Source organism: Fictibacillus phosphorivorans, from assembly GCF_001629705.1.
In the GTDB taxonomy this organism is placed as follows: Bacteria; Bacillota; Bacilli; order Bacillales; family Fictibacillaceae; genus Fictibacillus; species Fictibacillus phosphorivorans_A.
The window spans coordinates 1,719,622-1,745,232 of sequence record NZ_CP015378.1 but is presented as its reverse complement, the minus strand read 5'-3'; the positions used below and the strand labels follow the sequence as shown (position 1 = coordinate 1,745,232).

25 protein-coding genes are annotated in these 25,611 nt (G+C 40.0%); all 25 read right to left on the bottom strand.

The features are described 5' to 3' along the window. Positions 1 to 18 precede the first annotated feature (18 nt). The 25 genes from ABE65_RS08950 to rimP all read right to left on the bottom strand — a co-directional run bounded on the left by ABE65_RS08950 (position 19) and on the right by rimP (position 25,548). A complete protein-coding gene (locus tag ABE65_RS08950; protein WP_066393806.1) occupies positions 19 to 1,086 on the bottom strand; it encodes a BMP family lipoprotein in 1,068 nt (355 codons plus the stop codon). Between the two features lie 90 nt (positions 1,087 to 1,176). After that, on the bottom strand, positions 1,177 to 1,902 hold the full coding sequence (locus tag ABE65_RS08945; RefSeq protein WP_066393804.1) for a GntR family transcriptional regulator: 726 nt from the start codon (positions 1,900 to 1,902) through the stop codon (positions 1,177 to 1,179). Positions 1,903 to 2,098: 196 nt separating this feature from the next. After that, a complete protein-coding gene (locus ABE65_RS08940) occupies positions 2,099 to 4,459 on the bottom strand; it encodes a DNA translocase FtsK (RefSeq protein WP_066393802.1) in 2,361 nt (786 codons plus the stop codon). A 120-nt stretch (positions 4,460 to 4,579) separates the two neighbouring features. Beyond that, positions 4,580 to 4,789, bottom strand: coding sequence for a YlzJ-like family protein (locus tag ABE65_RS08935; protein WP_066393801.1), 210 nt, complete (start codon positions 4,787 to 4,789; stop codon positions 4,580 to 4,582). Continuing rightward, positions 4,786 to 5,526 carry a ClpP family protease gene (locus tag ABE65_RS08930; RefSeq protein ID WP_066393800.1) on the bottom strand — a complete coding sequence of 247 codons (741 nt, stop codon included), beginning with the start codon at positions 5,524 to 5,526 and terminating at the stop codon, positions 4,786 to 4,788. The genes ABE65_RS08935 and ABE65_RS08930 overlap by 4 nt, the downstream gene beginning before the upstream one ends. Positions 5,527 to 5,618: 92 nt before the next feature. After that, positions 5,619 to 7,286 (bottom strand): ribonuclease J, encoded by a 1,668-nt coding sequence (locus ABE65_RS08925; RefSeq protein ID WP_066393797.1) that lies wholly within the window; start codon positions 7,284 to 7,286, stop codon positions 5,619 to 5,621. Between the two features lie 367 nt (positions 7,287 to 7,653). Continuing rightward, positions 7,654 to 7,890 (bottom strand): hypothetical protein, encoded by a 237-nt coding sequence (locus ABE65_RS08920; RefSeq protein WP_156499147.1) that lies wholly within the window; start codon positions 7,888 to 7,890, stop codon positions 7,654 to 7,656. Positions 7,891 to 7,998: 108 nt separating this feature from the next. Next, on the bottom strand, positions 7,999 to 8,868 hold the full coding sequence (gene dapA, locus ABE65_RS08915; RefSeq protein ID WP_066393791.1) for a 4-hydroxy-tetrahydrodipicolinate synthase: 870 nt from the start codon (positions 8,866 to 8,868) through the stop codon (positions 7,999 to 8,001). 12 nt (positions 8,869 to 8,880) lie between these two features. After that, entirely contained in the window at positions 8,881 to 10,146 is a 1,266-nt protein-coding gene (gene dapG, locus ABE65_RS08910; RefSeq protein ID WP_066393789.1) for an aspartate kinase, read from the bottom strand. Between the two features lie 21 nt (positions 10,147 to 10,167). Further along, complete coding sequence (gene asd, locus ABE65_RS08905; protein WP_066393788.1) at positions 10,168 to 11,211, bottom strand: aspartate-semialdehyde dehydrogenase; 1,044 nt, start codon at positions 11,209 to 11,211, stop codon at positions 10,168 to 10,170. 152 nt (positions 11,212 to 11,363) lie between these two features. After that, positions 11,364 to 11,957: a dipicolinate synthase subunit B gene (dpaB, locus tag ABE65_RS08900; protein ID WP_066393786.1), complete on the bottom strand. Its 594-nt coding sequence runs from the start codon at positions 11,955 to 11,957 to the stop codon at positions 11,364 to 11,366. 5 nt (positions 11,958 to 11,962) lie between these two features. Beyond that, entirely contained in the window at positions 11,963 to 12,853 is an 891-nt protein-coding gene (gene dpaA, locus ABE65_RS08895; RefSeq protein WP_066393784.1) for a dipicolinic acid synthetase subunit A, read from the bottom strand. 300 nt (positions 12,854 to 13,153) lie between these two features. Further along, on the bottom strand, positions 13,154 to 14,395 hold the full coding sequence (locus ABE65_RS08885; RefSeq protein WP_066393780.1) for a M16 family metallopeptidase: 1,242 nt from the start codon (positions 14,393 to 14,395) through the stop codon (positions 13,154 to 13,156). A gap of 78 nt (positions 14,396 to 14,473) precedes the next feature. Then, complete coding sequence (locus ABE65_RS08880) at positions 14,474 to 15,448, bottom strand: polysaccharide deacetylase family protein (RefSeq protein WP_066393779.1); 975 nt, start codon at positions 15,446 to 15,448, stop codon at positions 14,474 to 14,476. A 216-nt stretch (positions 15,449 to 15,664) separates the two neighbouring features. Then, positions 15,665 to 17,779, bottom strand: a complete 2,115-nt coding sequence (gene pnp, locus ABE65_RS08875) for a polyribonucleotide nucleotidyltransferase (protein ID WP_066393778.1) — start codon at positions 17,777 to 17,779, stop codon at positions 15,665 to 15,667. Positions 17,780 to 17,972: 193 nt separating this feature from the next. Then, a complete protein-coding gene (rpsO, locus tag ABE65_RS08870) occupies positions 17,973 to 18,242 on the bottom strand; it encodes a 30S ribosomal protein S15 (RefSeq protein WP_066240919.1) in 270 nt (89 codons plus the stop codon). Positions 18,243 to 18,381: 139 nt separating this feature from the next. Then, positions 18,382 to 19,320 (bottom strand): bifunctional riboflavin kinase/FAD synthetase, encoded by a 939-nt coding sequence (locus ABE65_RS08865; RefSeq protein ID WP_066393776.1) that lies wholly within the window; start codon positions 19,318 to 19,320, stop codon positions 18,382 to 18,384. A 24-nt stretch (positions 19,321 to 19,344) separates the two neighbouring features. Then, positions 19,345 to 20,256, bottom strand: a complete 912-nt coding sequence (truB, locus tag ABE65_RS08860) for a tRNA pseudouridine(55) synthase TruB (RefSeq protein WP_066393773.1) — start codon at positions 20,254 to 20,256, stop codon at positions 19,345 to 19,347. Between the two features lie 82 nt (positions 20,257 to 20,338). Further along, positions 20,339 to 20,722, bottom strand: coding sequence for a 30S ribosome-binding factor RbfA (gene rbfA, locus ABE65_RS08855; RefSeq protein ID WP_066393771.1), 384 nt, complete (start codon positions 20,720 to 20,722; stop codon positions 20,339 to 20,341). A 31-nt stretch (positions 20,723 to 20,753) separates the two neighbouring features. Further along, positions 20,754 to 21,032, bottom strand: a complete 279-nt coding sequence (locus ABE65_RS08850) for a DUF503 domain-containing protein (protein ID WP_066393768.1) — start codon at positions 21,030 to 21,032, stop codon at positions 20,754 to 20,756. Next, on the bottom strand, positions 21,029 to 23,350 hold the full coding sequence (infB, locus tag ABE65_RS08845; protein WP_066393767.1) for a translation initiation factor IF-2: 2,322 nt from the start codon (positions 23,348 to 23,350) through the stop codon (positions 21,029 to 21,031). The genes ABE65_RS08850 and infB overlap by 4 nt, the downstream gene beginning before the upstream one ends. Before the next feature lie 15 nt (positions 23,351 to 23,365). Beyond that, positions 23,366 to 23,671: a YlxQ family RNA-binding protein gene (locus ABE65_RS08840; RefSeq protein WP_066393759.1), complete on the bottom strand. Its 306-nt coding sequence runs from the start codon at positions 23,669 to 23,671 to the stop codon at positions 23,366 to 23,368. Continuing rightward, a complete protein-coding gene (gene rnpM / locus ABE65_RS08835; protein WP_066393756.1) occupies positions 23,668 to 23,934 on the bottom strand; it encodes an RNase P modulator RnpM in 267 nt (88 codons plus the stop codon). The genes ABE65_RS08840 and rnpM overlap by 4 nt, the downstream gene beginning before the upstream one ends. 20 nt (positions 23,935 to 23,954) lie before the next feature. Beyond that, complete coding sequence (gene nusA / locus ABE65_RS08830) at positions 23,955 to 25,058, bottom strand: transcription termination factor NusA (RefSeq protein WP_066393741.1); 1,104 nt, start codon at positions 25,056 to 25,058, stop codon at positions 23,955 to 23,957. A 19-nt stretch (positions 25,059 to 25,077) separates the two neighbouring features. Then, a complete protein-coding gene (gene rimP, locus ABE65_RS08825) occupies positions 25,078 to 25,548 on the bottom strand; it encodes a ribosome maturation factor RimP (RefSeq protein ID WP_066393739.1) in 471 nt (156 codons plus the stop codon). Positions 25,549 to 25,611: the final 63 nt, after the last annotated feature.

Genomic DNA, 25,611 nt, shown 5'->3' with positions numbered 1-25,611 from the left:
TTATTCATTTCACTTGAATTATTTTAAGCTCTTCTTGAACTCTTCAAATTCAGCGTCTGTCTTAGGAACTTTCACTTCGCCAGCGATGATTTTCTTTTTGAAATCTTCAACAGATTGAAGTGACTTCTCTTCAACGTTCTCTTGAGTTGGAGCGATACCTACTCCATCTTCTTTAAGACCGAACTCTACAATTTTCCCACCTGGGAACTTACCGTTCATCGCTTGCTCAGAAACTTCGTATACCGCTTGGTCTACACGTTTTACCATTGAAGTAAGTGTTACGTTCTCAGGCATTCCTTCTTCATGTTGGTCACGGTCTACTCCGATTACCCAAACATTCTCGCCGTTCTTCTTACGGTTCTTAGCTTCAGTGAACACACCCATACCTGTTCCACCAGCAGCATGATAGATTACGTCAGCTCCTTGTTGATAGAACGTGTTCGCGATCTGTTGTCCTTTTTCAGCTTTGTTGAAGTCTTCTGCATATTGAACCATTACTTCAGCTTTAGGGTTCGCTGTTAATACTCCAGCTTTAAACCCGTTTTCAAACTTCTTGATCAGTTCACTGTTAACACCACCAACGAATCCTACTTTGTTCGTTTTAGATTGCATACCAGCTACTAGACCTACTAAGAATGAACCTTCATGCTCAGAGAACGTAATGTTCGCTACGTTATCACCTTTAACAACCATATCAACGATTGCAAGTTTTGCATCAGGCTGTTGCTTCGCTACTGTTTCTACGTCAGTTCCCATTAAGAACCCAATTCCAAATACTACATCGTACTTTTGACGAATCAGTGAGTTTAAGTTCGGCTTGTAATCACTTTGTGCAGTAGATTGCAAGTATTTGTACCCTTTGCTTTCTTCTAAACTATTATCTTTTCCAAACTTAGTCAGACCTTCCCATGCTGACTGGTTGAAAGACTTATCGTCTACACCGCCAGTGTCTGTTACCATCGCTACTTTAAAGTCTTTTTTCTCTCCTCCGCCAGAAGACTTCCCGTCATCAGAAGATCCACATCCGGCAAGAATCGTACCGGCCGTTAACATTGCAGTTACCATTAATCCTAATTTCTTTTTCAAGTCATTTTCCCCCTGTAAGTGTTTTCATTTTAATGACTAAAACCAATGCTGCAAAATAAAGTACCGATCACCCCCTAAAAAAGACTTTAATTATAAGCGCTTTCTTAAAACAGAGAACATAAACTTATCAGATCTAAAATAGTTGCAAGAATAGAGTACAGGTTCATCAAATTGATCGTAATGCATTTGTTTTAAGATGAGGAGTGGAACGCGTTCATCGCTTTCCAATATTTCAGAAACTCTGTCGTGATATCCGATCGGTTCGATGTTTGTTACCGCATACATAACTCGTCTACCCGTTTCCTTTTCCAGCATCTCTAAGAATGATTCATAATCGTGCAATCCTTTTGCAGGGAAAAGGTGCGCTGGCATATGGTCTTTACAAAAAACAACTGGTTCACCATCTGCCGTACGTACCCGCTCCATCATCATGAGTCCTTCTGGTAATGAATCATTAAACTTACTAAGTAGTTCTTCTGTGACATCTGTCATCTGCGATGTTAGGAAAATAGTACCAGCTCTCTTACCGCCTCTTTCTATCATATCGGTCACACTGTAGAGTTCTTCAATGCCCGATGAGAACAAAGCACGAGTTCTTACAAAAGTCCCAACACCATGTTTACGAATGAGTACGTTTTCATCTTCTAAAATACGAAGCGCTTCACGCAATGTAGCTCTAGAGATACCAAGCTGTTTTGATAACTCAAACTCAGAAGGAAGCTTTTCTCCCTCTTTATAAATACCTTCTTCAATATCTTTTTTTAACTTTTCAATCACTTTTATATATAACAAGCGATGGTCAGCCTTTATTGACATTACAAAACCACCTTAACTAAGTTGTTCGACGTATGACAAATTATTAGTAGAATCGACATTACTATACCATTTTTATTTCTATAAATAAATACTATTTTTACAAATTTTTAATAGGTATTCTTTGCATTTTACATTATTTGAATTAATTTCCAATGACAGAGGAAAACGAGCCCGTATGAGCTCGTTTTCCTAAGACTTATGAACTAGAAGCTTCTTTTTCGTCCGGCATCGCGGAGATTAACACTTCTCGCGGTTTAGATCCTTCATATGGACCTACTATTCCTTTTGATTCCATCGAATCGATCAATCTTGCGGCTCTTGAATAACCGATGCGAAACCTTCTTTGAAGCATGGAAACAGAAGCTGTCTGCATATCGACGACCAGTCTGACAGCATCTGTAAACAAGTCATCTTCAGACTCCATGACAGCAGGTTCTGCTTCTTCTGTAGGAATCATCTCTGCTTGGTATTGTGCTCTTTGCTGTGACACACAGTGTTCTACGATCGTTTCTACTTCTACATCTGATAAAAAGGCACCTTGAACACGAACAGGCTTTGAAGCTCCTGAAGGGAAGAACAACATATCTCCTCTTCCTAAAAGTTTTTCAGCCCCTCCCATATCTAGTATCGTTCTAGAGTCGGTTTGCGAGGACACACTGAACGCGATTCTAGACGGGATGTTCGCTTTAATAACACCCGTTATGACATCAACTGATGGCCGCTGAGTTGCAATAATCAAGTGTATTCCAGCTGCACGAGCCATCTGGGCTAGACGAGTGATCGCGTCCTCAACATCACCCGATGCAACCATCATCAAATCAGCAAGTTCATCAACAATAACGACGATATAAGGTAAGAATGGCTGTTTTGCATCCCCTTTAGCGTTTTGTTTTCGAATTGATTCATTGTATCCTTCAATGTTTCGTGTACCACTATGAGAGAATAGCTCATACCTGCGTTCCATCTCAGAGACTACCCGCTTTAAAGCTTGAGCTGCCTTCTTTGGTTCAGTAACGACTGGTGCAAGGAGATGAGGTATCCCATTATACATATTTAATTCTACCATCTTCGGATCAATCATCATCATTTTCACTTCATGTGGTTTAGCCCTCATCAGAATGCTTGTAATAATGCCGTTTACACACACACTCTTACCGCTCCCGGTCGCTCCTGCAACAAGTAAGTGAGGCATCTTAGAAAGATCTGCGATAATCGGTTCACCTGAGATATCTCTGCCAAGACCGATCGCGAGAGGTGATTGCTGACCCGAAAACTGTGGTGCTTCAAGAACTTCTCTTAATGTTACCATCGAGATCTCTTGATTTGGAACCTCGATCCCAACAGCTGATTTACCTGGTATCGGAGCTTCGATACGAATATCTTTTGCGGCTAGAGCAAGAGCCAAGTCATCTGACAGGTTTACGATCTTACTTACCTTAACACCAACATCCGGGTACACCTCGTATTTCGTTACTGCAGGTCCAAGGTGGACTTTAAGTACCTTTGCTTTTACTCCAAAACTCTCAAACGTTTTTTCAAGTTTTTTCGCGTTACTTTTACTTGCAGCGTATTGCTTGTCTTTATGCTGTCCGCTGTTTTGAGGTGTTCTAAGATGTTTCATGGTCGGAAGCTGATAATGCTCATTCTGTATGACTTCATCACCAAAGTTAACCGGCAATGGTGAAGGCGTTGTAGATTCGTTCTCTACTTCCCTGCCATCTCTTTGCTCTTCTTTTTCTTCATTCTCACCGTACATCTGAGGCGCAAATTTCAACTGAACGCCGCTCTCTGTTTGTTGAACTCTTTTCGTAAAATCTTCGATAACAGGTTCTTCAGAGATGAGGATCTCTTCCGTCTCTTCTTCATCAATCGTTGCAGGTTTTAAATTTTTCTTTTCTTTTACTTTTTTCATTCTTTCTTCAGAAAGTGAAGTCTTCTTTTCTTGTATGTACTCTTTCATTTTTGAAGATGCTGAACTGGATGTATCAACAAGTTTCTGTAGAAGAACGGACAAAGATTTACCTGAGATCAACAGAAGGCTCCCTATTATGAGAAAGAAAATGACAAGCTTTGTTCCTCCTGCACCAAATAAAAAGTAAAAAAGAGCAAAGCCAATAGCTCCTACAAGTCCTCCACCAATATCATTCGTTGAGGTTTCCCCTTGAAGCTGCATCCAGTATAGATCCCAAGTGTTTCTTATGACCGACGCATCTTTCCATTCTCCACCGTTTGTTAAATGTTCGAACAACGTTAAGTGGCTCAATACTAAAAATGAAAAGAAAAGGATATAAACACCTGTTAATTTTTTGGATATGAGAACCGGCCAGCTTCTTTTCCAGATCAAATAAAAGGATAATAAGATACAACCGAGCAAAAGTATGCCATACCATTCTCCACTAAAGAAACGGAGAAGATGAACAAAAGCCATTCCTACGTTGCCCATCTTAGCAAGTGCTAAAGAGGACAACGCCAATATGGCGAGCCCTGCTATCTCATACGTCAGCTGCTCTTTCCACCTGCCTTTATTCTTCGCTTTCTTTTTCTTGTTTTTTGCCATTTTTTTCACCTCGCTAGCTTGCCTCAATTATGTATGTATGAACAAAAATAGAAAGAAAAGCAGCCCTGCAAATCAGAAGGCTGCTTTGTACTAGTATAGCATAATTCTTAGATGACTTTTTTAAAAGTTTCGCAGCACCATTCCAGGTTGACAGTCTTCAAGTAAAAAATGAGAAGGGTCTGTGCTCATGATCTGAACGATCTTAGTTTCGTCGCCGATACGTTCGACGAGAACAGGAACGTTATTATAAAGTATTACATTCTGCAGGGATTGTTCGTTTCCTTCTTCCGGAAACATCAATTCGAAAGGCTGCATCGTGTACCAGATCATTGTGTTAATCCTTTATCTTCTTCTTTTTTGTTCACTTCGATCAGTTCGTTTAACTTTTTGAGCGCTTGACCTACTCCGCCTACTTCGTTTATGAGTCCATCACTTACGGCATCCGTTCCAATCACATTGGTACCTATATCACGAGTCAAGTTCCCTTTAGAAAACATCAATTCTTTAAATCGCTCTTCCGTGATCTCAGAATGGCTCGTAACAAAAGAAATCACCCGGTCCTGCATCTTGTCTAAATACTCAAATGTTTGTGGAACTCCAATGACCAGACCTGTCAGTCGAACGGGATGGATGGTCATAGTAGCCGTTGGTGCGATGAACGAATAATCAGCGCTGACCGCTATTGGTACTCCTATAGAATGTCCTCCTCCTAATACGAGAGAAACACTTGGCTTTGAGAGGGATGCGATCATCTCAGAGATCGCAAGGCCAGCCTCCACATCTCCACCTACTGTATTCAGAATGACAAGCAGTCCTTCAATCTTATGATTCTGTTCAATGGCTACTAATTGAGGAATCAAGTGTTCATATTTTGTTGCTTTGTTGTTAGGAGGTAGCTGCATGTGCCCTTCGATCTGGCCCACGATCGTCAAACAATGTATACTCGAGCCTTCCATTGTAGGTACGTTCGTTTGTCCTAACGACTGTATCTTCTGTATAAGACCTGAGCTTTCATCCTTCTTAGGTGCATCTGTTTGCGGTGCTTCTGTTTCTGGTGTCTGATCCATAATTCATACCCCTTCTAAGTTAGGTTCTTCTTAGTATGGGCGTAATTTCCATTCATATGAGAAAAAAATAAAAAACCCGCTGTATCAGCGGGTTAAATTTCCATAATGATCGGCATGATCATTGGTCTTCTCTTCGTTTTTTCGAACAGATACTGACTTAATGTATCTCTAACGTTTGACTTAAGACTAGACCATTCTTTCATATTTTCGTTCATGCACTTTTCAAGTACGTCACGAACTTTTGTATTTGCTTCTTGAAGAAGAGCTTCACTTTCACGAACGTACACAAAGCCTCTTGATATGATCTCAGGACCTGAAATCAGCTTATGAGAATCTTTACTGATCGTAACAACGACCACTAAAATTCCATCTTGAGATAATAGTTTACGATCACGAAGTACGATGTTTCCAATATCTCCTACTCCAAGACCATCTACTAATACGTTTCCTGAAGGTACTTTACCTGTTTTTTGAGCGAATCCGTTAGCGAACTCTACCACTTCACCTTTATCCACGATAAAGATGTTGTCTTTTTCAACTCCAACTTCGATCGCCAATTTTTGATGCGCTTTTTGCATCTTATATTCACCATGAACTGGCATGAAGTATTTCGGTTTCATCATACTAAGCATGAACTTAAGTTCTTCAGCACTACCATGTCCGGATACGTGGACCTTTTTCTGACCAAAGATAACATCTGCCCCTGTACGCATCAGTTTATCAACCATCTTCGCAACTGAAGTTTCATTGCCAGGTATCGGGGTAGCGGCAATTACGACTGTATCTGAAGGACGAAGAGCGATCTGTTTGTGTGATTTTTGTGCCATTCTAGACAACGCTGCCATCGATTCACCTTGGCTACCTGTTGTTAAGATGACTACTTTTTCATCACTGTAATCGTTTGCTTGATCGATCGTTACTAATAGATCTTTTTCGATCGTCAAGTACCCAAGTTGTGAAGCGATATCAACAACTTTCACCATACTTCTTCCGTTAACAGCTACTTTTCTGTTTGTTTTTGCAGCAGCGTTCATAACTTGCTGAACACGGTGTACATTTGAAGCAAAAGAAGCTATGATAATTCTTCCTTTTGCCGCTTGGAAAACATCAAGGATCTCTTGTCCAACTTGTGCTTCTGGACCTGTAGAGCCTGGTCGTTCTGCGTTCGTACTATCTGATAGCAAACACAGTACACCTTCTTCAGCCAATGCTGAAATTTTTCCAAATTCAGTATGCTGTCCATCGATTGGTGTATGATCGATCTTAAAATCACCAGTATTTGCAATAATTCCCTGTGACGTGTGAATTGCAATTCCTACTGCATCTGGAATACTGTGATTTACGTGGAAGAAGCTTACCTTCGCACTGTTAAATGATAGCTTTTGGTTCGTTTCGATCAAATTTAATTCTGTGGAACGCAATAGTCCCGCTTCTTTTAGTTTTGCTTCTACAAGTCCTAACGTTAAACGAGTTCCATATACAGGCACAGGTACCTGTCTTAAAACATATGGAAGTCCGCCGATATGATCTTCATGGGCATGTGTTAAGAAGATTCCAGTCACACGCTCTAGGTTTTCCTTCAAGTAAGTCACATCTGGTATGACGATATCGATTCCAAGCATTTCCTCTTGAGGAAACATCAGACCTGAGTCCATGACAAAGATTTCTTCACCTGTGTCCACGACATACATGTTTTTGCCGATCTCACCGACTCCGCCCAGGGCAAAAACTTTAATTTTATCTCTATTTTGTTTTGACAATGTGTATATTCCTCCTATGTTGTATGTAAAAAAAATGAATCCCGATCACGTCACTTAAAAACATTATACTCTATGAGAGGAATACAAAACAAGACTGAGCAAAGTACAAATAAAAATAAGGTTAAAGTGTTTCCTAATTGTTTTTGAACTCTGGTCTTAGTCTATTTACATCCCCCCCTTTGCAAAGCGCCTTCGTAGTCTCACCTTTTTTGCTACAATGGGAGTGTCGAAGTCAAAAGTAAGATGATTGAAGGCAGAGAACACTTTCTTGACTGTTGACTGAGTCTGGACTGCCCCAATATGAGGATAGGAAGAGACATAAAACTGAGTCGGAAATATCATAATTGAATAAAATTGAGGCTTTGATTCAATGTTTCTTGATTGAATCAAAGCCTTTTTGTTTATAAAAAGATGATGCGACTTCAATTCGATCTAGTTTAAGTGAAAGTTTTTGTTTGTAGAAATCGCAACGTTTAATAATTTCACGGTAATCCATTTTATTTTCACGGTAAATCAAAATATATTCACGTATAGAGTCAATAATTTCACGGATAAAATTTATTAAACAATCTTCGACAAAACGCGACAACACTAATACGCTCACCTATTAAAAAAGCTCCTGTCTATGTACGACGGGGGCTTGTTTATATTGATCGCTGATGAGTACATAAGAAAAAAGAGCTTCGCATGCGAAGCCCTTCTTTACTACTTTTTATAAGCTATTTAATCTGTTAGAGAGAGCTTCTCTTTCAGATTGATTTAAAGGCAGTAACGGCAATCTAACGCCGCCAACATCCAGTCCTTTTACTTGTAGGGCTGTCTTAACCGGAGCGGGACTCGGCGCTTTAAAAAGCTCTTGCATAACCGGAAGCAACTTTCGATGAATACGCGCAGCTTCTCTATTCTCACCGTCTCTAAACGCCTTGATCATCTCTTGCATCTCGTTTCCGATCACATGTGAAGCCACTGAAACGATTCCTGCACTTCCTATCGCTAGAGATGGAAGGGTTAATCCGTCGTCTCCGCTGTAAACAACAAAATCCTCAGGTGTATTTTCAATCACTTCACTCATCGTATCTAAATTCCCACCAGCATCTTTCAACGCCACGATGTTTGGCACTTCAGCTAGTCGAAGCACTGTATCAACAGAGAATGAGATCACTGATCTTCCCGGGATATTATAAGCCATGATCGGAAGGCTTACAGCACTTGCGATCGCTTTATAATGGGCGATGATCCCTTCTTGACTCGGTTTATTATAATAGGGCGCTACGATCATAATCGCATCCACACCGATTTCTTCAGCCTTTTTTGAAAGATCGATGGAAGCTTTCGTATTGTTGCTTCCCGTTCCAGCGATCACAGGAACTCTTTTATCTACCACTTTTACAACGTGTTTAAAAAGGGCTACTTTTTCTTCTGTCGTTAATGTGGCAGATTCTCCTGTAGTCCCTGCTACGACTAGACTATCTGTTCCATTATTGATCAGATGGTTAACCAATTTTGTCGTTCTGCCAAAGTCAATGTTTCCTTTGCTGTCAAAAGGTGTTACCATCGCGGTGCTAATACTTCCGAAATCCATTTCCTTCACTCCTCAATACTCATTAAACTGCTGCTGTACGATTTCTTGTAAGTTTGCAGATATTCCTTCCTCATTCAAACGAAAAGCGGAATGAAGAGCATTTACTGATTCAATAAGATCTGCTTTCTTTACAAGAACCCAAATCGTAGTATGCGAGTCTGCAGATTGTAAGATTTGTATGTTTCTGCTGGACAGAGATTCTACGATAGCTGCTGTAACTCCCGGCGTTCCTGCGATACCAGCTCCAACTGCTGATACTTTGGCACAATCTCGGTTCACTTCAGGTTCGTATCCTAGATCCTTTAATTTTGCTAATGCCAAATCTGTCTTATCTTCCATGATCGTATAGACGACACCTTTTGGACTAATGTTAATAAAGTCTACTGATATTTGTTCTTGTGCCATCGCTTTGAACACTTTTGTGTGAAGATCATACTGACCATCGTTCGCATACACTTTAATTTGGGTAATGTTAGAAACATGTGCAATACCCGTAATGATTGATTCTTGAACATCTTTACCAAGAGGACCTTTTACAGCTGATGTAACAAGCGTTCCTGGAAGATCAGAATACGTTGAACGGATGCGTAACGGAATCTTCGCTTGCATAGCGATCTCTACAGCACGTGGATGAATGACCTTGGCACCTTGATACGCCATGTTGCAGATCTCTGCATAGGTTACGACAGATAAAGGTCTTGCATCTTTAACAAGTCTAGGGTCAGCAGTCATGACTCCTTCTACATCTGTAAAGATATCAATAAATTCAGCTTCTAAAGCAGCACCTAAGGCTGAAGCACTCGTATCACTTCCGCCTCTTCCGAGTGTTGCGATATCCCCAGATTTTGATTGTCCTTGATAACCTGCAACGACTACTACTTGATTGTTTTCAAGTTCCGACTTGATGCGATCGACTTTCATATCGATAATTCGCGCGTTCGAAAAGTCATCATTAGTTCTGAATCCTGCTTGAGGTCCTGTTAAAGCTACAGATGAAAGACCATTTTCATTTAACAACCCAGAAAATACGACCGATGAAATAATTTCGCCGCAAGACAACAAAAGATCTTGTTCTCGATTCGAAATCTTGTTTTTATCTCCTAAAAGGCTTAATAAAGTGTCTGTCGCATACGGATCACCCAAACGTCCCATCGCTGAAACGACACAAACGACTTTATAACCTTCTTCTACCGCGTTTTTTATATGACGAATCGCCTCAATGCGGCCTGTATCATCTTTTAAAGAAGTTCCCCCAAATTTTTGAACGATTATCTTCATGAATGCACCTTCTTTATATATTTAAAGCAGATTTAATTTAATTAAGCTCTCTGCGATTTGTACGGAGTTATATGCAGCACCTTTAAGTAAGTTATCTGACACGACCCACATGTGATATGCGTTATCGCGGTCTAAGTCTTTACGTATTCTACCAACAAATACGTCAGGCAGTCCTGCAGCTATTGCTGGCATAGGATAGATCTGTTCTTCAGGTTGATCCTGAAGTGTGATGCCAGGGGCTGTTTTAAGTAGTTCTCTTATTTCTTGAACGGAAGGGTTACCATTCTCAAACTCTGCATATAAAGATTCTGAATGTCCAGTCTCAACCGGTAAGCGCACGCAAGTTGCAGCAATCTCCAAATTCTCTAAATGCATGATTTTCTTTGTTTCGTTCATCATCTTAAGCTCTTCAAACGTATATCCGTTCTCTTCAAATTTATCAATTTGTGGAACTGCGTTAAAAGCGATCTGATAGTGTTTCTTGTCTGAGGCACAAGGCATGATAGAAGCTTCAAAAGGTTCATCGTTCAAAATTGCTCTTGATTGTTCTTTTAGTTCTTCAACAGCTTTAGCTCCAGCACCTGATACAGCCTGATAAGTAGATACGATTACTTTTTTGAGGCCGAACTTTTCATGAAGAGGCTGAAGAGCAACGACCATCTGAATCGTTGAACAGTTCGGATTCGCGATGATCCCATTATGTTTTAATAGGTCTTCTTCATTTACTTCAGGTACAACGAGTGGTACGTTCGGATCCATTCTGAATGCGCTCGTGTTGTCTACAACGATCGCACCTCTCTTCACCGCTTCGTGTGCAAGAGCTTTGGATACAGAACCACCAGCAGAGAACAATGCTAGATCAACACCTTCAAAAGCTTCAGGAGTTGCTTCTTGAATCGTATGAGGTTCTCCATTAAATGTGATGACCTGTCCTGCTGATCTTTTACTTGCAAGAAGAGATAACTTTTTTATTGGAAAGTTTTTTTCACTTAACGTATTTAACATCTGCTGGCCTACCGCGCCAGTCGCTCCTACTACAGCTACATGAAATGATTTTTGACTCATACTTTATTAACTCCTTTATTGTTTAAGGTAAGCAATCTACAACAGAAGGAGAAACTCAAAGATTTAGTTTCTCCTAGTTAATCCATATAATTTATCATATTTTATCATAAACTTTGGTGTTATGAACGGATTTTCTTCTGTTGTTTCATCGATTATCCTAAATCTCTTACCCTAAGAACAGGCTGGAGCTGTATCCCTTGAATCGCGAGCTCGATCGTTTCAATGAGAGTATCCATATGAGCGACTAATGAATTTTGCTTTTTGACTGGATCGTCTTGGCTGAATGGTATGAAATAGATATTCTTAGTTGCCATCAATCTCATGATGTTTACACCGTTCAATCCTAGACCATCGTTCGTAGATATACCGAGAACGACTGGTTTTTGATTGCGAAGTGTTGCTTTTGCACCCATTAATACAGGAGAATCTGTCATCGCATTAGCGAATTTGCTTATTGAATTTCCTGTCAATGGTGCAATGACCATACAATCAAGTGGTGTTTTCGGTCCGAATGGCTCAGCCTTTACGATGGAATCTACTGGTTCGTTTCCAGTAATCTCTTTAATCTTTTCCACCCATTCCCCTTCTACTCCAAAACGAGTAGTCGTGTGTCCTACGGTATGTGTAAAAAATGGAGAAACGTTCGCTCCTAACTCAACGAGCTTTTGAATCTGTGGAAACACGGCATCGTACGTACAATGAGATCCTGTTAAGCCAAACCCGATATGTTTACCTTTAAAATCCATCTTCATTACCCCTTCCGCTTAAATTCATTGATTAAGAGCTGCGAAAGTACATTTGCAACAATCTTACCCGCTGTTTTAGGAGCAACAATTCCTGGCAAGCCTGGTGCAAGAAGAGCTTTGATCCCGCGTTTTTCTGCATACCTAAAATCAGTTCCTCCAGGTTTTGAAGCAAGATCAACAACTAATGTATGTGAAGGAAACTTTGAGATCACATCAGCATTAACAATCTGTGTGGGAATCGTATTAATGCAAACATCTGTTTCATAGACTTCATTCTTTAAATCATCTAAATGAAAAGGAATCATGCCCATCTCAGAGATTCTTGCCATATGCTCAGATTTTCTCGCTCCCACTTTCACACGCGCTCCTAAAGATTGGAATGTTCTTGCTACACTCATTCCTACACGCCCGAACCCTAGAACAACTGTATTGGATTGATGGATGGTGATATCTGTGTGCTGGATGACCATCATGATCGTTCCTTCCACAGTAGGGATGCTGTTATAGATCGCAACGTCATCTCTTTCAAATAATTTCGTTAGCTTTCTATTGCTGTTTTTTGTGATAGCATCTAAATAAGAATTGCTTATACCTGAAAATACTTGGCAGTGGTTTTTTGTCTTTTTAAGATGGTCTTCTGTAAGAATCATTTTTTTATTAGAGAAAATCGTATCGATCTCCCCCTGCAGTCCAGTTCCACTTACAGGCAGAATGATGCTGTCTAACTTTGAAAAGTCTACTTCATCTATATCCATCTTTGAAGCTCCTGTGAATCCATGATCAAGTTGGTCATAACCAATAAGAGTAAGTATCGCATCCAGTTCTGTTAGTTTCCGAATAACTTCTAACTGTCTCGCATCGCCGCCAAAAACCGCGATATGCAAATCCGTTAACATTCTTTCTCCCCTTTCTCCGTTGTTCCTTTTCTTGCAGGGGATTGCTATCCACGTTCACCATCATATGAACACCCCGCCTATCTGGTTACAGAAAGACATTCTGCACAACGGTATAACTCCTATTTTTAAAACGCTATACGTTAATAAACACGATCATAAGCTTTCAATCAACACCATTATATTCATGAGCAACTCCTATGTTTGGGGCATTCTGAAAACGCTAAGCCCATTTTTGAAAAAGATACCTAAAAACGAAAAGAAACCCGGATCCACTCCGGGTTTCTTTGTATAGTAGATATGCTATTGAAGTCCTTTTGGAAGATCTCCGGACGGACTCACTAGAGAAGCTGAACATCCTTCACTAAAGATAGACTGAACCAACGTGTCTACATCGTCTTTTGAAACGTTATCGATCGATTCCACCATATCATCAAGAGTACGGTGGTAGCCTAAGATTAGCTCGTGTTTTCCGTTGCGGCTCATCCTGCTGTTCGTGCTTTCAAGACTCAGCATCAAGTTTCCTTTTATCTGTTCTTTAGAGTTCTTTAATTCTTTGTCTGTGATTCCGTTCTCTTTTAAATCATCTACAATATTTAAAATCGTATTGTACAATTCATCTAATTGATGGGGAGCCGTTCCTCCATAAATCGTAAAGATTCCATTATCCTGAAACGCTGAATGATAAGAGAAAACAGAATAAGCTAATCCTTTTTGCTCTCTTACTTCTTGAAACATACGGCTAGACATGCTTGATCCGAAAATATTATTTAGAATGATCAAACTGTAGCTGCGTTTATCTTTTAAAGAGAGTCCAGGAAAACCGAGGCAAAGATGTGCTTGTTCTGTTTCCTTTTTACGGGAAAGCTTTTCAGGATAGAATACGGGAGTTTGAACTTCCGGCTTGATAACTCCACTTGTTTTATAGTCACCGAACCATTTCTCAACTTCCTTGATAAACGATTCATCAACGTTTCCTGCGACAGAAATGACTACTTCTTCGGGCACATAATGAGTATCCATATAATCTCGAAGTGTATGACCCGTAAATGTATTCAACGTTTCTTCTGTACCTAAAATCGGAAAGCCGAGTTCGTGATTTTTGAAACTAGCACGACTTAACATATCATGTACGATATCATCAGGTGTATCTTCGTACATTTTAATTTCTTCTAAGACAACATTCTTTTCTTTTGATAACTCTCCTTCATCGAAGGTAGAGTTAAAAAACATATCCGCTAGTACTTCTAGTGCATATGGTGAATGGGTATCTAGTACTTTTGCATAATAACACGTGTATTCTTTAGAAGTGAAAGCATTCACTTGTCCACCTATGCTATCAAAAGATTCGGCAATTTCTCGTGCGGTTCTCGTCTTCGTTCCTTTAAAGAACATGTGCTCTAGAAAATGCGAAATTCCGTTGTTTTTTGTGTTTTCAAATCTTGAGCCTGTGCCGATCCATACTCCGATCGCTACAGAGCGCACTGTCGGAATGTTTTCCAAAACGATTCTCACGCCGTTTGAGCATGTATATCTTTTAATCAAACTTGTTTCCCCCTAGCTGTCAGTTGTTCCACAATAATCATAGGAACAATATACCATTATCATAACAGGTACACAACTTTACTTGATGGTTTTAGGCACTAATCTCGTTTCATCCATCAAGTCAGATACCGTTCCGATGCTATATCCTTTTTCTTTAATTCCTTTAATTAGTTTATCAAGACCTGCAGAAGATGATTCTGTTGGATGCATTAAGATCATCGCTCCAGGATGTACTTTACTGAGAACTCTGTTTACCATTTCATCAGGATTAGGTTTTCTCCAATCGATCGTATCAACCGTCCAAAGGATCGTTTTCATATCCATCTCCGAAGCGATTTGTACAACATCGTTCCGAAAGCTGCCACTTGGGGGAGCAAACCATTTTGGCTGTATATCCAGGGTAGCATGTATCACTTCATTCGTTTGTTTGAGTTCCTCGGTAATTCTTGAATTGGTCATCTTCTTGAGATCTGGATGTGAGTAAGCGTGATTACCGATCTCATGTTTTTCTTCTGCGATCATTTTAGCCAGTGACGGATTCTTCTTAACCCATGATCCATCTAAAAAATAGGTGGATTTCACATTATTCTTTTTCATCGTCTGAAGCATGCCAGGAAGGTACTCATTTCCCCACGCTACGTTAACTAAAAGTGTAACCATAGGTTTTTCGGGGTTCCCTCTATAGATAGGTGACGCAGGAAGGTCTTCAAGATGAACACTTGGATTTATTTGCTTAATAAAAAGTTTATTATGATCGAATTTATTCGCTTTCTTCATCGCTTTAAAGGATGCTTCCATATCAACAACAATGCCATTATAGCCAGGAGTTGCTTTCCAGACCGGATCAATCTCTGCATTTTTAGGAGGACGATTTAACTCCTTTGCTTGTTCTTTTATCTGTTGATAGATTGAATTAGACTCCATTTGCGAAACGGCTATGCTCTGAGCCTTCAAACTCTCAATATAGGTGCTTGTAAATGGATTATGCAACGAAAATGCTATTGAAGTGATAACCAGAACAACTAATGACCATTGAAGAATTTTATTTTTCACGTGAACTCCCTCCCTGTAACCAAGGTATGTACGGTTTGGACAGGTTAGAACGTTTATAAAAACCGCTTGAGTGAGTACGTAAATATATTTGATCCACTTCTATAGACGGTATAGCTCCATTCCTTAAGAGATGGGCTACTATTACACACAAAAAAAGACTGACCAAATACGATACGATGTATCTTTATTTGGTACAGTCTTTTTACTAATTACTTTTTATGCATTTTGTTGCTGTTCATTCTTTGCTTTTTCTTCTTTTAGTACAACTTTACGAGATAAGTTAACACGACCTTGATTGTCGATCTCCATTACTTTAACCATGATCTCGTCACCAAGCTTTAGTACATCTTCAACTTTTCCTACACGTTCTTCAGCAAGTTCAGAGATATGAACGAGTCCATCTTTACCACTGAATAGTTCTACAAACGCACCAAACTTTTCGATACGTTTAACTTTGCCCATGTAGTACTCACCTGCTTGAACTTCACGAACAATATCTTCAATGATTTTCTTCGCTTTTTTGTTCATAGGTTCGTCAGTTGAAGCGATGAAGACTGTACCATCTTGCTCGATATCAATCTTAACACCCGTTTCTTCAATGATCTTGTTGATGATCTTGCCGCTCGGCCCGATTACATCACGGATCTTATCCGGATTGATCTTCATTGTTAAGATCTTAGGAGCATATTGAGAAAGTTGAGTACGAGATTCTGAAAGTGTAGCAAGCATAGACTTTAGGATGATCATACGTCCTTCTTTTGCTTGTGTTAAAGCTTCTTGAAGAATTTCACGATTAATTCCTGAAATTTTAATGTCCATCTGAAGAGCAGTGATCCCGTTAGGAGTTCCTGCCACTTTAAAGTCCATATCGCCAAGATGATCTTCCATGCCTTGAATATCCGTTAACACCGTTACATCTTCACCGTCAGAGATCAGACCCATCGCAATACCTGCAACAGGAGCTTTGATCGGTACACCAGCATCCATCAATGCAAGCGTACTTGCACAAATACTAGCTTGTGATGTAGAACCGTTGGATTCTAATACTTCTGAAACGAGACGAATCGTGTATGGGAACTCTTCTTCGTTCGGAATCACTTGCTCTAAAGCACGTTCACCGAGTGCACCATGTCCGATTTCACGTCTACCTGGTCCACGCATAAACCCAGTTTCACCTACACTGAATGGAGGGAAATTATATTGATGCATGAAACGTTTTGACTCTTCCACTCCAAGGCCATCTAGAACTTGAACGTCGCCAAGAGCACCTAATGTACAGATGCTGAGCGCTTGTGTTTGCCCACGTGTAAATAGACCTGAACCATGCGTTCTTGCTAAAATGCCTACTTTTGAAGAAAGTTGACGGATTTCATCTGTTTTCCTTCCATCCGGACGAACTTTTTCCTTCAGGATCAAGCGTCGTACTTCTTCTTTGATGAGTTTATGTAAAACCTCTTTTGCTTCGCTGGCTTTATCTTCATCTTCTTCGTAACGAGAAGCGACGTTGGCACTTACAGCGTCTAAAGCTTCTTGACGAGCATGCTTTTCAACAACCTTAACTGCTTCTTTCACATCGTTTCCAACAAATTCACGAACTTCTTGTTCAACATCTTTATCTAGCTCATGAAGAACAATCTCCATCTTTTCTTTACCGATTTCAGAAACAATCTCTTCTTGGAAAGCGATTAAGCGCTTGATCTCTTCATGACCGAACATGATCGCTTCAAGCATCACTTCTTCAGAAACTTCTTCTGCACCAGCTTCAACCATGTTGATGGCATGTTTAGTACCCGCAACAATTAATTGAATATCACTTTTTTCATTTTGCTCAACCGTTGGATTGATCACAAATTCGCCTTCGATTCGACCAACGGTAACTCCAGCGATCGGTCCTTCAAAAGGAATATCTGAAATAGACAACGCAAGTGATGATCCGATCATCGCAGCCATTTCTGAAGAACAGTTTTGATCTACACTCATTACAGTGCTGACAACTTGTACTTCGTTACGGAAACCATCTGCGAATAGAGGACGAATAGGACGGTCGATCAAACGACTCGCCAATACAGCTTTTTCGCTTGGACGTCCTTCACGTTTAATAAATCCACCTGGAATTTTACCAACTGCATATAAACGCTCTTCGTAGTTTACTGTCAGCGGAAAGAAACTAAGGTTTTTAGGCTGTTTTGATGCAACAGCTGTTGAAAGCACTGCAGTATCGCCATATCTGACCATTACAGCACCATTTGCTTGTTTTGCTAATTCTCCAATTTCGAACGTAAGCGTTCTACCCGCCCAGTCCATTGTAAAAGTTCTTTTTTGTTGATCCATTTTACTTGGTACTCCTCTCAACACTTAGAAAAATCCTATCATATTATGGTTCTATTATATCCTAACGTAGTCCTTCCTAAAAAGAAAAACTCGAAAGAATTTACTCATACATACCAAGAATAACATGTTTAGTGCCGTTTATGGATGAATGCTTGCAATAAAAAAAGCGGGAAATATATCCCGCTTTGCTGGATTAACGACGTAATCCAAGTCTTCCGATCAATTCGCGGTAACGCGTGATGTCCTTGTTACGTAGGTACGTTAACAAGTTACGACGCTTACCAACCATTTTCAATAGACCACGACGTGAGTGGTGATCTTTCTTGTGTGTACGCAAGTGATCATTCAACTCATTGATTTGTTCAGTAAGGATAGCGATCTGAACTTCTGGAGATCCAGTGTCCGTATCATGTACCTTATACTCGCTGATTAGTTCGTTCTTACGCTCTTGAGTAATAGCCATCCTTTTCACCTCCTTAATAATAGAAACACCAATTACCGAGCAAACGTCGGTGACTCGATTTGCCAAGCAATGGTTATATGCACATTAAAATGTACAGTTATTATCATAGACTTTTTATAGAATAAATGCAAGTTTTTTATTACAGTGAACGTATGATTTCATACGTTTTGCTTTTATCGGCGTGAAGCTGGGCAATAAGTTCGTCTATTCCATTAAATTTCTTTTCATCACGAATTCTCTTCAACCACGTGATCCGAACATCTTCACCATAAATCTCTTGGTTGAAGTCAAAGATATGCACTTCAAGGGATGGTTTTTTTTGATCATCTTTAAATGTAGGTTTGTACCCTACATTCGCCATCGCTAGAAAGCTTTTTTCATCGATAGAAACCTCCACTGCGTAAACACCGACTTTTGGCAGTGAATATTGGTCGGTGTCAAGGTTAGCAGTTGGGAATCCAATCGTACGACCTCGCTTATCCCCATGAATCACCGTTCCGTTGAGTTTATATCTCCTACCCAAGTATGGCTCAATCTCATCGACTAAACCTTCTTTTAGATAGTTTCGAATCAATGTTGAACTAATCTTTTGACCATCTTTTTCGATTTTTTCAATAACTGTCTGTCCAAATTGTCCGTTTGATTCTTTTACTAAAGTTTCAACGTTTCCTTTTCCATACTTTCCGTATGAAAAATCAAAACCGGTAACAACATGTACGACATGGAGTCCGATCACATACTGATCAACAAACTCCTGAGTATCTAGACCTGCAAAAACATGATCAAATTTCACAAGATAGAATCGCTCTACACCCATTTCCTCAAGAATCTTCTTTTTTTCTTCTAAAGGTGTGATATAGGTCCAATTTTGATCACTCTTACCTAATACGACAGACGGATGTGGGTGAAAGCTCATAACAGCAGGAACGGCGTTGTTCTTCTTAGCAAGCTCTACTGCCGTGTTGATCACACGTTGGTGTCCTACATGGATTCCGTCAAAATAACCTAGAGCCAAAATAGTTGGTGGAAGGTTATCTGGTTGAAAATGATGCGGATGACTTATAACAATCGTTTCCAAAAACTCACCTACTAACTTCTTTCGTTAATCAATGGCTAACACTTTTACCGGTTTTATTAAACCTGGTTTTGAAGGATGGTTCTCATAGATGGCTAGACATTTTCCTTCTTCATTATAAACACCAAACGGACTTTCTACCAAATCATTTGGTGCTTCAAGTACAGAACCATTTCTTATCTTGAACAACAGATCCTCTGTAACTGTCCATTTTGGAAAGTGAGAGATTCCTTTTTCAAGAGGAAACAAGTATTCTTCTAAAGGCGTCTCACCGCTTTCAAGCTCCTCAAACGTCACACAGTCCTCAATAGAAAAAGGTCCTGATGCTGTTCTGATCAAAGATGACATATGCGCTGGATACCCAAGTTTCGCACCGATCTCAACAGCAAGCGTCCTAACGTATGTACCTTTGGAACATCGTACGCGGAATGAAAAGACGGGTTGTTCTTTACTCAATAAGTTACCGTCGGTCATTAGCTCGAGTTCATGAATGGTAACATTTCGTTTCGGGCGTTCAATGGTCAGCCCTTGCCTTGCATATTCATAAAGTTTTTTCCCATTCACTTTAACTGCCGAGTACATGGGTGGAACCTGTTCGATCTCTCCTTGTAACGACTGTAGAATATCTTTAATAGCCGAAAAAGGGATATCCTTTTCTACTTGTTTTTCTTCTACTTTTTCACCGTGAGCATCTTCGGTTTCTGTAGAGAACCCTAAAGTGACTTCACCTATATATTCTTTGCCATAGTCAGACATGTACTCTGCGATCTTCGTCGCTCTTCCGATACATATTGGAAGAACTCCCGTCACCTCAGGATCTAATGTCCCTGTGTGACCGACTTTTTTTGTTGAAAAAATTCTTCTTATCTTTGCCACACAATCATGTGATGTCATACCAGCAGGTTTTTTTAATGCCAAAATTCCTTGTCTTGCACTCATAAAAGCTTCTCCTTTGATCGCATTGTCACTTTTTTACAAGCAAAAAATGGATAGACAAAATTAATTGCCTATCCATTTGCTATTATGGTTTCGGATGCTCTTCGTTTTCTTCGTCTTCTTCATCCTCACGTTTGATATCAGACAAAAGACTTTCGATCTTGCTTCCATAATTTAGAGATTCATCAAATTTAAAAAAGATGTCTGGTGTTTTACGCATGCGAATTCGTTTTCCGATTTCCGTACGAATAAAACCTGTAGCTTTTGCTAAGCTTCGCAACGTTTGTTCCTTTTGATCGGCATCACCAAACACAGAAACATAAACAGTTGCCTGCTGTAAGTCACCAGTTACATCTACCGCCGTAACGGTCACAAAACCTACGCGGGGGTCTTTGATTTTTCGGCCTATAATGTCACTAAGCTCTTTTTTCATCTGTTCCCCAATACGATTGGAACGGATTGTGCCCATTTTTACTACACCCCGTTTCTTGCCACTTGCCTTACAGCCACTCGATGTTTGAACGTGTAACTTCCAACTCAGTAATAGATGTAATGATCGCAAGTGCTCTATGCAATTCTTTTTCTGCTATTATTTTGTCCGAAGAAACGGTAACCATACTTATCTCTGCACGCTGCCACAAATCTTGATGATCTGTTTCGGATACAGCAACATTTAATCGCTGACGAATTCTGTTTACCGCTTTTTGAACAACTGAACGTTTATCTTTTAACGACTGTGCCTCATAGATGAAAAACTCAACCGTTAAGAACCCGATCATTTTACTTTAATTTCTTCCATGATGTAAGCTTCAATGATGTCGCCTTCTTTAATATCATTGAACTTTTCAAGCGTGATTCCACATTCGTATCCCGCTGATACTTCTTTAGCGTCGTCTTTAAAACGTTTAAGTGCATCGATCTTACCTTCGTAAGATACAACTCCATCACGGATCAAGCGAACTGTAGAATCTCTTGTGATCTTACCTTCAGTAACGTAACATCCAGCTATCGTACCCACTTTAGAAACTTTGAAAGTCGTACGAACTTCCACTTGCCCGATCACTTTTTCTTCAAATTCTGGGTCAAGCATCCCTTTCATCGCTGACTCGATCTCTTCGATCACGTTATAGATAATTCTATGCAGACGAACGTCAACTTTTTCAGCGTCAGCCGTACGTTTTGCACCATTATCCGGGCGAACGTTGAAACCGATCACGATTGCGTTTGAAGCTGAAGCAAGCATGATATCATACTCGTTGATCGCTCCAACACCTGAGTGGATGATCTTAACTTTAACGCCTTCCACATCGATCTTTTGCAACGATCCTGCAAGTGCCTCAACAGAACCTTGAACATCACCTTTGATGATGACATTAATTTCTTTGATGTCACCTTCTTTAATCTGATTAAAGAGGTCATCGAGGTTTAGTTTAGAAGATTCTTTACGTTGTGCATCCTGCTGTTTTTTGAAGCGAGACTCACCGACTTGACGCGCTTTTTTCTCATCAGCGAAGACCATGAACTGATCTCCAGCTTGTGGAACATCGTTCAATCCAGTGATCTCAACTGGTGTTGAAGGTCCTACCGTCTTAACTCTGCGGCCAAGATCATTTACCATCGCACGAACACGACCAAAAGTGTGTCCTACAACAATTGGATCACCAACGTTTAACGTTCCTGATTGAACGAGAAGTGTTGCTACAGATCCACGGCCTTTATCAAGCTGTGCTTCAATTACAGTCCCAACTGCCGTACGGTTTGGATTAGCTTTTAATTCTTCAACTTCTGAAACAAGGTTGATCATTTCAAGCAGATCATCAATTCCGTCACCTTTAATCGCAGAAACGTTTACGAAGATCGTATCTCCACCCCAAGCTTCAGATACAAGTCCGTGCTCAGTAAGTTCTTGCATAACGCGATCTGGGTTAGCAGATTCTTTATCCATCTTGTTTACAGCAACGATGATCGGAACTTCCGCTGCTTTAGCATGATTGATCGCTTCTACTGTTTGAGGCATAACACCGTCATCAGCAGCTACAACAAGAATCGTGATATCTGTTACTTGAGCTCCACGAGCACGCATTGTTGTAAACGCAGCATGTCCAGGAGTATCTAGGAACGTAATCTGTTTTCCGTTGTTCGTAATTTGATAAGCACCGATATGCTGAGTAATTCCACCAGCTTCGCCTGCAGTTACCTTTGTGTTACGAATCGCATCAAGAAGCGTTGTTTTACCATGGTCAACGTGACCCATGATCGTAACAACTGGCGGACGAACTTGTAAATCTTTTTCTTCATCTACAATTTCGTAGTTTTCAAATTCAGTCTCATCAACGATGATCTCTTCTTCTACTTCTACATCGTAGTCTGCTGCGATCAATTCGATCGCTTCTTTATCGAGCTCTTGATTGATCGTTGCCATGATTCCAAGACCCATTAACTTTTTAATGATCTCAGACGTCTCTTTGTTTAACTTTTTAGCTAGTTCACCAACTTGAAGTGAATCAGTGAAAGTGATTTTACTTGGCGTTTCAAGCACTTTCTTCTGCGGAGCTTGTTGTTGCTGGTTTCCGCCGCCTCTGTTTTGTTTGTTGCGATTGTTATTGTTCTTGTTGTTATTGTTTCTATTGTTGTTTTGGTTTCTGTTGTTATTATTCTTGTTGTTTGAATGATTGCTATTGCTCTTGTTTTGATTATTGTTGCTATTTTTGTTTTGAGTGTTGTTGCTAGTCTTGTTCTGATTACTTTGGTTGTTAGTATTCGTGGACTTTGGTCCTTTAGCTTGTGACGAGTTATTGTTCTCTTTTTTTATTTTCATATTACTCTCTTTTTGAACTTCCTTTTTATTAGATTTGGTGTCATTACCAGGGTTGCTATTTTTCACATCTGATTTAGGGAGTTGATTTTGATTCGTTGATTTTGGTTGATCTTTGTTGGTCTTTGGACGATAAGCCTCATCCAGCTTTTTAAGAGCTGCCTGATCAATCATAGACATATGATTCGCAACGTGGACATCCATCGTTTTAAGCTTTTCAATAATGTCTTTACTTTGAACATTTTTCTGTTTCGCATATTCGTATACGCGGATTTTACTCATATGTTCACCCCCGAGTTAGTGATCAAGAAGTTCCTTCAATCTCTTAGAAAATCCTTGATCATTTACAGCAACTACAACTCGTTGCTCCTTACCGATAGCCCTGCCTAAAACGTTACGATCTTCTACCCAAGCAAGATCAATTTTGTAGAAGGCACATTTATCTGTAACTTTTTTCTTTGTATTATCTGAAGCATCTTTTGAAAGCAAAACAATTTTCGCGTTTTGTTTTTGGATGCTTTTCACAACTAGTTCTTCACCGGAAATGATTTTACCGGCTCGAGCTGCTATTCCAAGAAAGTTTTCCCAAGGAGTTGGTTTCAAGATGTATGACTTCCTTTTTCAAGCTGTTCATACAGATCAGCTGGAATCTTTGTTTTGAGATGTGACTCAAGAACCTTTTTCTTTTTTGCTTGTTCGATACAAGCTGGTTCATGACAAAGGTAGGCTCCTCTTCCGGATTTTTTCCCTGACGTGTCGACAGAGACTTCTCCTTCTGGTGAGCGGACAATACGTGTTAATTCTTTTTTAGCCTTCATCTCTTGACAGGCTACGCATTTTCTCATCGGAATTTTACGTGTTTTCATTGTCTCCACCTCGTCTTTTCTTACTCTTCATCCTCATCAGTATCTTCGAAAAAATCACTGCGAGCGTTTGATGGATCGTACACACCTGATTCTATTGCTTCTGTTTCACTTTTAATATCAATCTTCCAACCTGTTAACTTTGCAGCCAAACGAGCATTTTGACCTCTTTTACCAATCGCTAATGAAAGTTGATAGTCTGGAACGATAACCGTTGTCATCTTTTCCTCTTCATTCACTTGTACTTCTAGTACTTTAGCTGGGCTAAGTGAATTTGCAACATAGACAACTGGATCTTCACTCCATCGAACGATATCGATCTTCTCACCGTTCAATTCGTTTACGATCGTTTGAACACGTGCACCTTTTTGTCCAACACAAGATCCAACCGGATCTACTTCAGGATCAGCAGCATGAACAGCAATCTTTGAACGATCGCCTGCTTCACGAGCGATCGATTTTATCTCAACCGTTCCATCATAGATCTCTGGTACTTCAAGCTCGAATAAGCGTTTCAAAAGACCTGGGTGAGTTCTTGATACTAGAATTTGAGGACCTTTTGTCGTCTTTTCAACTTTCGTGATATATACTTTGATGCGGTCGTTCGTGGTATGTGATTCACCGGGCATCTGTTCAGCAGCAGGAAGAAGAGCTTCCACTCTGCCAAGGCTAACATACATATAACGGTGATCTTGTCGTTGAACTATTCCCGTGATGATATCTTCTTCACGATCGATAAATTCTGAGAAGATGATCCCGCGCTCTGCTTCACGTACACGCTGTGTAACAACTTGCTTTGCTGTTTGAGCGGCAATACGTCCAAAATCTTTTGGTGTAACTTCTTCTTCAACAATATCTTCTAATTCATAGCCAGGGTTGATCGCTTGAGCTTCTGCCACTGAGATCTCTTGACGATCGTCCTCAACTTCTTCAACCACGTTTTTTCTTGAAAAAACACGGATACTTCCTGTGTCTCTGTTAAAATCAACACGAACATTTTGCGCTTGATGAAAATTGCGCTTGTACGCAGAAATAAGGGCAGCTTCAATCGCTTCAATAATTACTTCCTTACTAATCCCTTTTTCCTTTTCTAACAATGTAAGTGCATCCAAAAGCTCGGTACTCATTTTTCTTCTCCCCTCTTCATTAAAAAACAACCGCAAGACGGGCGTTGGCCACTTTAGCATAAGGTAACTCTACCTTTTTCACTTGCGTTTTCACTCTAATCTCCATGAACAGCGTTTCACCGTCAAAGTCTTTTAAAAGTCCTTCATATACTTTTTCGCCGTTTAATGGCTCATAAAGTTTAATGTTTACATTTTTGCCGATAGCATTTTTTACATCTTCAGGTTTCTTTAATGGTCTTTCAACACCTGGAGAAGATACTTCTAAAAAGTAGGGCTGTTCGATCGGATCAAGTTCATCTAGTTTTTCACTTAATTGTTCACTGACAGTCCCGCATTCCTCAATATCAATCCCACCTGGGGAATCGATATATACACGGAGAAACCAGTTTTTACCCTCTTTAACAAATTCAACGTCAACAAGTTCAAGTCCTAGTTTTTCAACGATTGGGGTTACAAGCTCTGTTGTGAGCTCTGTAATCTTCTGACTCATTGCTGCCCTCCTTCTTACTGAATGACCTCAAAACGTAACGAAAGAGTGGGGAGCCCCACTCTT